General features: G+C 65.0%; 11 protein-coding genes, 1 tRNA gene and 1 pseudogene. 6 read left to right on the top strand and 7 right to left on the bottom strand.

Translation table 11 applies throughout. The annotated features are described in order from the left end of the window. A pseudogene (locus NG698_RS20570) lies at positions 1–126 on the top strand (L-idonate 5-dehydrogenase); the annotation flags it as partial. Positions 127–136: 10 nt separating this feature from the next. On the opposite strand, the gene NG698_RS20565 reads toward NG698_RS20570, so the two are convergent. The 4 genes from NG698_RS20565 to NG698_RS20550 all read right to left on the bottom strand — a co-directional run bounded on the left by NG698_RS20565 (position 137) and on the right by NG698_RS20550 (position 4,580). Further along, entirely contained in the window at positions 137–823 is a 687-nt protein-coding gene (locus tag NG698_RS20565) for a sensor histidine kinase (protein ID WP_252612046.1), read from the bottom strand. Positions 824–834: 11 nt separating this feature from the next. After that, on the bottom strand, positions 835–1,809 hold the full coding sequence (locus NG698_RS20560) for a hypothetical protein (RefSeq protein WP_252612044.1): 975 nt from the start codon (positions 1,807–1,809) through the stop codon (positions 835–837). Positions 1,810–1,879: 70 nt separating this feature from the next. After that, positions 1,880–3,253: a DNA repair protein RadA gene (gene radA / locus NG698_RS20555; protein ID WP_252602469.1), complete on the bottom strand. Its 1,374-nt coding sequence runs from the start codon at positions 3,251–3,253 to the stop codon at positions 1,880–1,882. Positions 3,254–3,452: 199 nt separating this feature from the next. Further along, positions 3,453–4,580, bottom strand: a complete 1,128-nt coding sequence (locus tag NG698_RS20550) for an FUSC family protein (RefSeq protein ID WP_104063030.1) — start codon at positions 4,578–4,580, stop codon at positions 3,453–3,455. Positions 4,581–4,813: 233 nt separating this feature from the next. Between NG698_RS20550 and pstS the strand changes: the two genes are divergently transcribed. The 4 genes from pstS (at position 4,814) to pstB (ending at position 8,942) form a co-directional block, all read left to right on the top strand. Further along, positions 4,814–5,935 carry a phosphate ABC transporter substrate-binding protein PstS gene (pstS, locus tag NG698_RS20545; protein WP_252612042.1) on the top strand — a complete coding sequence of 374 codons (1,122 nt, stop codon included), beginning with the start codon at positions 4,814–4,816 and terminating at the stop codon, positions 5,933–5,935. Between the two features lie 102 nt (positions 5,936–6,037). Continuing rightward, positions 6,038–6,970 carry a phosphate ABC transporter permease subunit PstC gene (gene pstC, locus NG698_RS20540; RefSeq protein WP_104063028.1) on the top strand — a complete coding sequence of 311 codons (933 nt, stop codon included), beginning with the start codon at positions 6,038–6,040 and terminating at the stop codon, positions 6,968–6,970. Then, complete coding sequence (pstA, locus tag NG698_RS20535) at positions 6,971–8,083, top strand: phosphate ABC transporter permease PstA (protein WP_252602468.1); 1,113 nt, start codon at positions 6,971–6,973, stop codon at positions 8,081–8,083. It begins immediately after the preceding gene. Between the two features lie 79 nt (positions 8,084–8,162). After that, positions 8,163–8,942, top strand: coding sequence for a phosphate ABC transporter ATP-binding protein PstB (gene pstB / locus NG698_RS20530; protein WP_058930354.1), 780 nt, complete (start codon positions 8,163–8,165; stop codon positions 8,940–8,942). A 78-nt stretch (positions 8,943–9,020) separates the two neighbouring features. Here pstB and NG698_RS20525 read toward each other — a convergent pair whose 3' ends face one another. The 3 genes from NG698_RS20525 to NG698_RS20515 all read right to left on the bottom strand — a co-directional run bounded on the left by NG698_RS20525 (position 9,021) and on the right by NG698_RS20515 (position 11,582). Continuing rightward, positions 9,021–10,034, bottom strand: a complete 1,014-nt coding sequence (locus NG698_RS20525; RefSeq protein WP_252602467.1) for an inorganic phosphate transporter — start codon at positions 10,032–10,034, stop codon at positions 9,021–9,023. Position 10,035: 1 nt separating this feature from the next. After that, positions 10,036–10,653: a DUF47 domain-containing protein gene (locus NG698_RS20520; protein WP_252602466.1), complete on the bottom strand. Its 618-nt coding sequence runs from the start codon at positions 10,651–10,653 to the stop codon at positions 10,036–10,038. A gap of 269 nt (positions 10,654–10,922) precedes the next feature. Further along, positions 10,923–11,582, bottom strand: a complete 660-nt coding sequence (locus NG698_RS20515) for a hypothetical protein (protein ID WP_056347859.1) — start codon at positions 11,580–11,582, stop codon at positions 10,923–10,925. Between the two features lie 204 nt (positions 11,583–11,786). Between NG698_RS20515 and NG698_RS20510 the strand changes: the two genes are divergently transcribed. Further along, a tRNA-Lys gene (locus NG698_RS20510) sits at positions 11,787–11,859 on the top strand. Positions 11,860–11,899 lie beyond the last annotated feature (40 nt).

Raw genomic sequence — 11,899 nt, 5'->3', positions numbered from 1 at the left:
CCCGTCATCACCCACGAATACCCCCTCAGCCAAGGCCTGGAAGCCTTCGAAACAGCCAGGAACTCCGCCACATCAGGAAAAGTACTCCTCAACTTCCAACCGGCAGGCGCAGTGCTCCAGCCCTGAGAACTGTCGTTCAGGACGCCGGCAGGACGAATGTCGCCGTGGTGCCTGCGCCCGGAGCGCTGGTCAGGCTCATGGAACCGCCGTGGCCCTCGACGATGGTCTTGCTGATGGGGAGCCCCAGGCCCGCCCCGGGGATGGCCGTTTCGCGGGACCGCGCGGAGCGGAAGAATTTGGTGAACGCCTGCTCCTGGTCTTCCGGGCTCATGCCGACGCCGGGATCGGTGATCGAGCAGACGAGGTCCGTGCCGGTGCGGTGCGCCCGGGCGGTGATGCGGCCGCCGTCGGGAGAGTATTTGATCGCGTTGGAGAGCAGGTTGCTGACCACCTGGCGGATCCGCGGGATGTCCATCCGGGCGGTGAGCGACGGCTCCACCTCCAGGACCAGTTCAAGGCCCCTGTTGGCGGCCTGGGGGAGCGTGAAATCGACGACGTCGGCGAGGAGCCGGGCGAGGTCGGCCTCCTGCAGCGAAAGGTCCACATGTTCAGAGGCCACCGCAATCAGATCGTTCACCAGGCCCAACAGCTGCGTCGCGTTCCGGTGTACCACCTGCAGTTCGGCTTCGATCCCTTCATGCCCGGGTTCCTCCAGAACGAGTTCGAGGTAGCCGAGAATGGACGTCAGGGGCGTTCGCAGCTCGTGGGAGACGGTGCCAACGAAGTCGTCCTTCGCGGCGAGCGCTGTGATCAGGGCTGTCACGTCCACCAACGTTATGACACCGCCGCTGCGCGCTCCGTCCCTGGAGCAAATGGCGTGCGCGCTGACGGAAAGGCGCGCTGGTCCTTTTCATCGCCTGCCCAGATCAGCTCGTCCGTGAACATATCGCCCCGGGCAACTCGGGCAGCGGGGAGCCCGCCGGAAGGCACCGGCGTCGCCCGGTCGCTGAGCAGCAGGGTGGTAGTGCTCTCCGCTTCGGTCAGTCGGGCCAACGTCGGATCATCGCGCATGGCCCGGTTGATCAGGACATTGTTTCCGTCCTTGTCCACCACCCAGACGCCCACTCCCACCGCCACCAGCACGGCGTCCAGGAGCCGCTGGCGGTCCACACTCTCAGCAAGCGTTTCCGCCAGGGCCTGGTCTTTCCGCAGCAGCGCTTTGCGCTGCCGGTGGAGTGTTCCTGAGACGATATGCGCGGAGACGGCGATTGCGGCCATCACCAACGGCAGGAAGACGGTCCGGATCATCGACCCCTGGGTGGGCGGGGAGCCGAGGGCCGCGGCCGGGATGACGGTACTGAGCACGACCCCCAGGACAGCGAGGAGCACCCTGCTGCGCTGGCGGCCCACGGACAGCCAGATCACGGGGAAGACGAGCATCAGGCTCAAGACATTGAAGCTTGGCCCGCCGGCTTCCCTCGTAAAGCCAATGGCAAGGCAATCCAGGACCGGAATCACACTCAACACGCTGGCCGGCAGCCTGCCCCATGGGATAGCCGCACACGCAACGAAGATGACCGAATGGCCCAGCAGCGCCAGCCTGAAACGCTCATCCACGAGGGTTTCAGGGCTGAACAACGCAGCGGCCGCCACGATGAGGACCACCGTCACCGTCAGCGGCAGGTGGCTCAACACCACGCGCCCGCGGGCGTCAAGGCTCCCGAATAGCGCGTCGATCCTCCCTGCGAGAAGACCGTCGTTTGGCGGTTCCTGGCCCGGCGTCGAGCCATTTCCTTGCGTTTGATGCATCAGTCTGTCCCCCAGACACAGCCGTGATGACCTCCGGCTGCCTGAAGGTCGTTGTGAAAGCCTGGCTGCCCTACCCGATCAGCAGGCTCAACGCCTCCGTAAGGTGCTCCACTTCCCGGACGGAGAAGCCTGGTGGCACGGGTCCGGGTCCGTTGTGGCTGGCCGGGACCACTGCGTGGGTGAAGCCCAGACGGTGTGCTTCCTGGATGCGCTGGTTTATGCCGGGCACGGGCCGGACCTCGCCGGCCAGGCCTACTTCGCCGAAAGCGATCAGCCGGATGGGCAGGGGCTTGCGGGCCTTCGCGGACGCGACGGCAAGGGCAACGGCGAGGTCAGTGGCAGGTTCACTGAGCTTCACACCCCCCACGGTGGCCACGTAGGAATCGTCCTTGTGCAGCAGGCAGCCGGCACGCTGCTGCAGCACCGCCAGGAGCATGGACACCCGTGAACTGTCCAGGCCGCTGGTGGCCCGCCGGGGCTGCGAGTTGGCGCTCTCCGCAAGCAGCGACTGCACCTCGGCCAGCAGCGGCCGCCGCCCTTCCATGGTCACCGTGATGCAGGTGCCTGAAACAGGGTCCTTGGTGCGGCTGACGAACAGCCCACTAGGGTCCGTCAGCCCTTCGATGCCGTTCTCATTCAGGTCAAAACAGCCGACGTCGTCCGTGGGCCCGTACCGGTTCTTCACCGCGCGCAGCATCCGGAGCCGGGAATGACGTTCGCCTTCGAACTGGCAGACCACATCCACCAGGTGTTCGAGCAGCCGCGGCCCCGCGATTGACCCGTCCTTCGTCACGTGCCCCACCAGCAACGTGGTCATGTTCCGGCGCTTGGCCGCCGCGATGATGGACGCCGCAACCTCACGTATCTGCGAGACGCCGCCGGCGCTGCCGTCGACGTCTGCGCTGCTGAGCGTCTGGACCGAGTCCACAATCAACAGCCGCGGCTCGATCTTCTCCACCTGCCCCAGTGCCTGCCCCAGGTCCGTTTCGGCGGACAGATACAGGGAATCCGCGACGGCGTCGATCCGTTCGGCTCGCAGCTTCACCTGCGCCGCGGATTCCTCGCCCGTGACATACAGGACATCCTGCGCCGTGCGGGCGAACTTGGCCGCGACATCCAGCAGGAGGGTTGACTTGCCCACACCAGGTTCACCGGCCAGCAGGATGACCGCACCCGGGACCAGGCCGCCGCCCAGCACGCGGTCCAGCTCGTCCACGCCGGTGGGCAGGAAAGCCGCCGTAGTGGCATCCACCTCGGCAATCCGGCGAGCCGGCTCCAGAACTGTGGTTGCCGCCGTCGTACGCGCTACGGCGGCGCCGGTTTCCTCAACCGTGCCCCACGCCTGGCACTCGCCGCAGCGCCCCACCCACTTGACCGTGGTCCAGCCGCATTCGGCGCACTTATAAGCCGGCGCTTTGGACGCCCGGGAAGTCTTTGTTGCCATGGGTTCCACCCTACTGGCGGGCACCGACAGTATTGGCCCGAGAGAGGGCAGCATGCAGCGCGGGGGGTTGACCTATTTGGAGGGCAGGCACCACTGGTGATGCCGGGGAACGCACAGGAACGCTCAAGACCCGCGAGATGACAGCACATGCCGATGGCAGGCCTCGGGACTGGCGCGAAGTGCCATCTGGGCGACAGCGCTACAACCCCGGCAGCACGTCCCGGGCCTCGCGCGCATCCATGCCGGTGGCCTCCAGGAGGTCCACCATGAGTGGCCGGAACAGCATCACCACAGTCTCACCCTCAAGCCGCTCGACCTCCAGCAATTTGGGGTGCAGCCTCATCGCGATCTCGCTGAAGTCCTGCCGGGCCGTCCGAAGATGGGCGCGGCGCACGCCGTCCTGCGTTTCCGCCAGGCCGAGCGACAGTTCATCAATCGCGGCCGCGGTTTCCTGGAGCACGTCGGCGATGTTCGCGGTGGCGTTGTCTGAAAGCGCGGCGTGGTTGATGGCGCTGGTCAGCCGGCGTGCGAAGACGCGGCTGTTCCTGAGCGCAAGGTCGATGAAGTCAAGGGAATTCTCAAGCCGGTCCAGCTCGTCGCGGTGCCGGCGGTGGGCCGGTGCGAGGGTGGCCACTTCACCGGAAGCGCGCAGGGAATGGCGCATCGCGTCCACGAGCGGCTGGCAGTTCCGGCCGCGGATCAGCGCGTGCCAGGCCTGCGTGGAGTCGCTTTCGGTCAGGGCGGTGGCGCATTCCCGAAGCACTTCGGCCAGTTCGTGGAGCAGCTTCCGGACATCCTTGCGGGGCTCCCGGCGCGGATCCTTCGGAATCAGGATGGTCACCAGGAGGGCGAAAAGGCCACCCACCACGGCGTCCAGGCTGCGCGTGAAAGGCCCGCCGTCCGGCGCCGGCAACAGCACCACAAGCAAGGATTGCAGGCCCAGCTGCGTGGTGAAGATGTTGCCGCTGTCCAGGAAACGGGCCAGCAGGATGGAGAACAGAAGTACGACGGCGGCCTGCCAGATTCCGCTGCCCAGCCAGTGCTGCAGCAGATCACCGACGGCGATCCCGATGGTGCAGCCGAGGCCCACCTCCATCACCCGGCGCAGCCGCGGGTCACGCGAGAAGCCCAACGCGATCAGTGACGATGTGGCCGCAAAGAGGGGTCCGGAGTGCCCCAGGACGTACTCGGCGAAGGCATACGCCCCCACCGCGCACGCGGTCATCTGGACGGCGGGAACCAGGGAATTCCGGCTCCGGACCAGGCCGGTCCGGATGCGTCCGCGCAGGAAACGCCTGCTTGCTGAGAATCCTGCTGCTGCGGCCATGCCCTCCAGTCTATTTGCCGGCCCGGCACCTACGCCCGAAAGTGTGACCTGCGCAATGGTGACGCTGCAGTTGTAAGCCAATATGCTGCCGTCGTTAATCTCCTGTTCATCTGCGGCCGCCCATCCCGTTACCTGCGGCCCATACCTTCGTTGAAGGTACAAAACGTACGCATCGCGCTGCAGGGCGTCTCCGGTCCTGCCGCCGCTGAATATCCCTGGAAGGGGTACATCTAGTGAAGGCACTCCGTTTCGGCCGCCACGCGGCTATCGCTGTAATCGCAGTCGGCGCACTCGCGCTCACCGCCTGCGGTTCAGATAACGCCACGGGCAACACGCCTGCAGGCAACCAGACTTCCGCCGGCCCCAAGGTCACCGGCACGCTGACGGGCATCGGCTCTTCCGCGCAGGGCGCAGCGATGGACGCCTGGAAGACCAGCTTCGCCGCCGCCAACCCCGGCGCCACCGTGCAGTACTCCCCGGATGGCTCCGGCGCTGGCCGCAAGGCGCTCGTGGACGGGTCAGCCCAGTTCGGCGGCTCGGATGCCTACCTGAAGGACGAAGAGTTCGCATCCTCCAAGACCGTCTGTGGCCCTGACGGCGCCATCAACATCCCGGTCTACATTTCCCCGATCGCGGTTGCCTTCAACCTCCCGGGCATCACCGAGCTGAAGCTTGACGCAGCTACCGTTGCCAAGATCTTCCGTGGCCAGGTCGCCAACTGGAACGATCCGGCGATCGCCGCCCTGAACCCGGGAGTCTCCCTCCCGGACCTGAAGGTCACTCCCGTGAACCGCTCTGACGATTCCGGTACCACCACCAACTTCACCGAGTACCTTGCGGCTGCTGCTGCGGATGTTTGGACCGACAAGGCTTCCGGCGTTTGGCCTGCAAGCCTGCAGGGCGAGAACGCCAAGGGAACCTCCGGTGTTGTCAAGACCGTCACCGATACCCCCGGCGCAGTGACTTACGCAGATGATTCCGCAGTCAGCGGCAAGCTCGGCGTTGCTCAGATCAAGGTTGGCGAGTCCTTCACCAAGATCTCCGCTGACGCAGCCGCAAAGGCTGTTGATGCAGGCAAGCCCGTTGAAGGCCGCACCGCCAACGACCTGTCCATCAAGCTGGACCGCAAGACCACAATTGAAGGCGCATACCCGATCGTCCTGGTCTCCTTCCACGTTGTCTGCGCCACCTATGACAAGCAGGAGACCGTTGACCTGGTCAAGGCCTTCGAGAACTATGTAGTTTCCAAGGAAGGCCAGCAGGCCGCCGCCGATTCTGCCAAGTCCGCGCCGCTGTCCTCGGCCCTGGCCGAGAAGGCCGTCAAGGCCATCGAATCCATCAAGGTCAAGTCCTAGTACCTGTCCCTGAACCATGTTCCCCGCCACGCCGAAAGGCGGGGCGGGGAACTTTGGCTTGTAAGCTCGATTTAGGCACCGCCCACAACCGAAGGGTCTGGAATGACCGCCACCCCCCTGACTAGTTCCCAGGGCGCAGGCCGCGCCGGGGATAAGATCTTTTCCGGCGCCGCCCTGACCGCCGGGTGCCTCATCCTCGCCGTCTTGTTCGGCGTGGCACTCTTCCTTGTTGTCCAGGCCATTCCGGCGCTCACCGCCCCGGCCGCCGAGATCCAGGGCGGCGAAGGCTTCTTCGCCTACATCTGGCCGATCGTTATTGGCACCCTCATTGCGGCCACCATTGCCCTGGTGATCGCGACACCCATCGCCATCGGCGTGGCCCTGTTCATCTCTCACTTCGCCCCGCGCGGACTGGCGTCCGGCCTTGGCTATGTGGTGGACCTCCTGGCCGCCATCCCGTCGGTGATTTACGGTGCCTGGGGCGCGGCGTTCCTTGCCAAGGAAATCTCCCCCGCCTACAACTGGCTGGCCGAGAACATGGGCTGGTTGCCCATCTTCCAGGGTCCCGCCTCTGCCACGGGCAAAACCATCCTGACCGCGGGCATTGTGCTCTCGGTGATGGTCCTGCCGATCATCACGTCCCTGAGCCGCGAAATCTTCCTGCAGACGCCCAAGCTACATGAGGAAGCCGCCCTGGCCCTCGGCGCCACGCGCTGGGAAATGATCAAAATGTCGGTCCTGCCGTTCGCCCGTCCGGGCATCATCAGCGCCGTCATGCTGGGCCTGGGCCGTGCGCTGGGCGAGACCATGGCAGTTGCCCTGGTCCTCTCTTCCGGTGCCCTGACAGCCAGCCTGATCACGTCCGGCAACCAGACCATCGCCGCGGAGATCGCCCTGAACTTTCCCGAAGCGAGCGGCCTGAAGGTCAGCACGCTCATCGCCGCAGGCCTGGTCCTGTTTGTGATCACCCTAGGCGTGAACATGATTGCCCGCTGGATCATCACCCGGCACAAAGAATTCTCGGGAGCCAACTAAATGTCCTCCACTCTTACCCCCGTGCGCAGTAAGCGTTCAGCCCTCACCAAAGGCCAGCTACCCAAGTACGCGCCGTACGTTGTCCTGGGACTCGCGCTCATCGTGGGCGCGGCAATCCTGGCACTGATCGGGTTCAATGCCTTTGGCTGGGGCATCGTCTCGGCCATCCTCTTCGCTGCCGGCCTGGTGGGCTGGAGTGCGGCGGTGGAAGGCTCACGCAAAGCCAAGGACAAGCTGGCCACCTGCCTAGTGGTGGGCTCGTTCCTGATCGCGCTGCTCCCACTGATCTCCGTGATCTGGACGGTGCTGGTCAACGGAGTCCCCGGCCTCATCGCCCCGGGCTTCCTCACCAGCTCCATGAACGGCGTCACGGGCGTCTACGACAATAAGGCCGTTGAAGAGGGTGCCCCCGTTATTGGTGGCATCTACCACGCCCTGTTGGGCACCATCCAGATCACGCTGGTAGCCACCTTGATCTCCGTGCCCGTCGGACTGTTGAGCGCCATTTACCTGGTGGAGTACGGCCACGACGGCCGTTTGGCCCGTGCCATCACGTTCTTTGTGGACGTTATGACGGGCATCCCGTCCATCGTGGCCGGCCTGTTCGCCGCAGCGTTCTTCTTCGCCGTGGTGGGGCCCGGCACCAAAACGGGTGCCGTCGCCGCCGTCGCGCTTTCGGTCCTGATGATTCCCGTAGTGGTGCGTTCCAGCGAGGAAATGCTCAAGATCGTCCCCAACGAACTGCGCGAAGCGGCCTACGCGTTGGGTGTGCGTAAGTGGCGCACCATCCTCAAGGTGGTTATCCCGACGGCGATCTCCGGCATCGCGTCCGGCGTCACCTTGGCGATCGCCCGCGTTATCGGTGAGACTGCGCCCATCCTGGTCACCGCCGGGTTTGCCACCAGCATCAACAACAACGTGTTCGGCGGCTGGATGGCCTCGCTACCCACGTTCATCTACACCCAGATCCTGAACCCCACCTCGCCGGCGAACCCGGACCCGTCCTCGCAGCGGGCCTGGGGCGCCGCCCTGGTGCTGATCATCCTGGTAATGGTGCTGAACCTTGGCGCCCGGCTGGTCGCCAGGACCTTTGCTCCCAAGACCGGCCGGTGAAATTTTTACAGCAGGCCATTCCGGTCCTCGCGGCCAAACCCTAGACTTCAATCCGTACCCCAGCAAGTGAAGGAACACCATGTCTAAGCGCATCGACGTCAAAGACCTGAACGTGTACTACGGCGATTTTCTGGCCGTGGAGGATGTCAGCATCAACATCGAGGCCAAGTCCGTAACGGCCTTCATCGGTCCCTCAGGCTGTGGCAAGTCCACGTTCCTGCGCACCCTGAACCGCATGCACGAGGTTCTGCCCGGCGCCCGCGTCGAAGGCGAAGTCCTGATGGACGGCGACAACCTCTACGGCCCCGGCGTGGACCCCGTGACGGTGCGTTCGCAGATCGGCATGGTCTTCCAGCGGCCCAACCCGTTCCCCACGATGTCCATCCGCGACAACGTGCTGGCCGGCGTAAAGCTGAACAACAAGAAGATCTCCAAGGGCGAGGCCGACGTCCTCGTAGAGAGGTCCCTCCAGAGCGCCAACCTCTGGAACGAGGTCAAGGACCGCCTGGAGAAGCCAGGATCCGGCCTGTCAGGCGGCCAGCAGCAGCGCCTCTGCATCGCCCGTGCCATTGCGGTGGAACCGCAGGTGATCCTCATGGACGAGCCGTGCTCCGCGCTGGACCCGATCTCCACGCTGGCCATCGAGGACCTTATCAACGATCTCAAGGACCAGTACACCGTGGTGATCGTGACCCACAACATGCAGCAGGCCGCCCGCGTTTCGGAAAAGACGGCGTTCTTCAACATCGCCGGTACCGGCAAACCGGGCAAGCTGATCGAATACGGGAACACTCAGACCATCTTCAACAACCCCAACGTGAAAGCCACCGAGGACTACGTCTCCGGCCGCTTCGGATAAGCCCCACCGGCTCCCTAACCTCGCAAGCTCGGCCAGGGAGCCGGTGGGGACAGTCGATGCGGCGTTTAAAGCTTGCGCTCAGCCCGCCAAAGGTGACATCGCCAAGGCCAGCACGAACGCCCCGGCAGCGGTTGCCGCGGGGGTCAGGACCCACAGCCCCAGAATGCGGATCACCAGCTTCCGGTTGGTCACGGAGAAGTTCTGGTTCTCGCCTGCGCCCAGCACGGCGGACGTCACGATGTGGGTGGTGGACACGGGCCAGTGCAGTCCGATGGCGCCCACGAACAGGATCACCGCGCTGAAGATCTGGGCCACAGAGCCCCGCAACGGGTCAATCCGGGTGATTTTGTAGCCGATGGTTTGAGAGATCCGCCAGCCGCCGAAAAGCGTTCCCACCGTTATCATCACCGCGGAGAGCAGCGCCACCCACATGGGGATAGTGCCGCCGTCGGAATATCCAGCCGCCAGCAGGGCCAGCAGCAGCACGGCACTGATCCGCTGGCCGTCCTGCAGGCCGTGCCCGAATGCCACGGCGCCGGCGGCGATGGACTGGCTGCGGCGGAAGCGTTGGTTGACAACGTTGGGCTGGGTGTAGCGTGCCGCCCACGTGACTGGGAAAACCAGCAGGAACGCGCCGCTGTAAGCAACCAGTGGCGACAGGAGCAGCGGCAGGACCACCTGGAACAGCAGCGACTCGTTCACCGCGCCCACACCTGCGCCGCCCACGGCCAGGCTGGCCAGACCGGCGCCGCCCAGCCCTCCCACCAGGGCATGGGTGGAGGACGCCGGGATGCCGCGCCACCACAGCAGGACACCCCAGACGCAGGCGCTCGCGAGCCCTGCAACCAGCATGCTAAGGCCGTTGGTGCCGTCTGGAAGGCTGATCCAGGTCTGGCTGATGGTTACCGCCAGGCTGGCGCTGAGCAGGGCGCCCAGGAAGTTGAAGAAGGCCGCAAGCAGCACGGCCACGCTTGGCGTGAGCGCCCGGGTGCGGACAGCCAGCGCAACGGACGTGGAGGCGTCCCTGAAGCCGTTCAGGAAGGCAAATCCCGCGGCCAGCACAACCACCGCAGCAAAGATGACTGCGGTCACCTCAGGATTCCTTGACGATGATGCTGCCCACCTGGGTGGCAATGCGCCGCATGTCCTTGGTGACTTCCACCAGCTGGTTGGCGATGTCGCGGTGGCGGGAATACTGCGCCCACTTCATTTCGTGGATCATGTCCGCCACCCAGACCCGGTGCGACCGTTCGGCGCGCTTGGCCAGCCGCAGGATCTCGATCCAGTAGTCCTCCAGGTCATCGAGGTTGTTCAGCCGGCGCATGGCGTCCACCGTGAGTTCGGCCTGCCGGCTGATGACATCCACCTGGTCCGCCGCCCGTTTTGGCAACCGCTCCAGCTTGTACAGGGCCACCAGCTCGGCGGCGGCATCCAGTTTCTCGATGGCCTCGTTGAGGTAGCGGGACAGTGCGTACATGTCTTCGCGGGGTAGCGGGTTTACGAAGCTGGTGCGCATGTGGGTGAGCAGGGCGAAGTGAAGCTCGGCGGACGTGGCCTCGTGGTTGTGCATGTCGTCCACGAGTTTTGCGTGCTCGGACGCGGGGACGCCAAGGATCTCTGCCATGGTGGCGCTGGCGTGCACAATTTGCTGGGCCATCTGGGACAGCAGGGTCAGCCCTGCGGGCTCCTGGGGAAAAAGGCGCAGCTTCACGTTGGGATACCGGTCTCCGGGGATGTACAGGGGTCGGGGGCCGCCCACTTGTGACTTGACGCAGGCCAGCAGCTGATGTTGATTCTACCGGCCCAGTGCCCGCGGCCTGTAAACAGGCAGAAAAATGGTGCCGAACCGGATACGCCTCTCGGCGGTAGGCCGCTCTAGGCGGCTAATTGTTGAAGCCCGGGGGTTTCGCGGCTCGACACCAGTTTCAGTGTTCTACGTTGCTTGGCCCAAGTCAACATTGACAGACCTGCGCCGGTGGTTCAGTCGAGCTCGCCCAGCCGCCAGGCGTTTGCCGCATGTTCAAGGTCCTCGGCCGTCTTCACGAGCTGGTGCGAGTTCCGCGTGAGCTTGCTTGCGTGGGCCTCGTTGCCGAGCTCGGCACCGTCGGCGATCGTCGCCTGGCCCAGCGCCACCACGCGGCAGAACGCGGCGGAACGTTCCAGCGCGACGTCGAACTCGCCGTCGAACGCTCCGGAGAGAATGGCGTCAGCCATGGTCCGCATTTCCTCGGCTCCCGGCGGTTCAGCGGCGCCGGCCACCACGTTGGAAACCTGCGCGGTGTCCTTGCCTGCCCGGAAGTACACGGAGATCCGTTCGGGGTCCTGGACGGTGGCGGCGCGCAGGGCGTACAGCCGCCAGAGGGCGCCGGGCAGCGAACGCGCCGGGCTTTCCGCCCACATCTCCGCGATGGCCTCCAGGCCCTGCTCGTCGGTCAGCTTGACCAGGCGTTCGGTGATGACGGGATCGTCGCTGTCGCGTCCGTGGCGCACCAGTGCCTGGGCGGCGAGGTGGGCGGCCTCGGAGACGCGCGCAGGATCGGGGCCGCCTGCGAACGGCTCAAAGTCGATGGGGGCGAACGGCTTGGGCTTGTGATGCCGGTTGGCTCCGCCGTAGTGACTGGGTCCTGCTTGTTCGCTCATGCTCCCACGCTACTCCTGTGCCGCGCGGGAAATCGAGTACTGTTTGCAGCCAGGATGGACCTTGCCAGCGCCGGTGACGCTGTGCGGAATTCGGAACATACGACGGCGGCGGACAACCTGCGTGCCAAAGCCGCCCCGTGTGTGGGGTAAAGTATTTTACGTCCAGAAATGGACTGGGCTGATCGGTCGTTTGACCGTCGGCTGGGGCCTTTAGCTCAGTTGGTAGAGCATCGGACTTTTAATCCGTGGGTCGTGGGTTCGATCCCCACAGGGCCCACCCACGCAGAAGACCAGAGACACTTCGTCTCTGGTCTTCT

The sequence above is a fragment of the Pseudarthrobacter raffinosi genome, assembly GCF_023913735.1.
GTDB lineage: Bacteria > Actinomycetota > Actinomycetes > Actinomycetales > Micrococcaceae > Arthrobacter > Arthrobacter raffinosi.
This window is presented reverse-complemented; position numbering and strand designations above follow the sequence as displayed.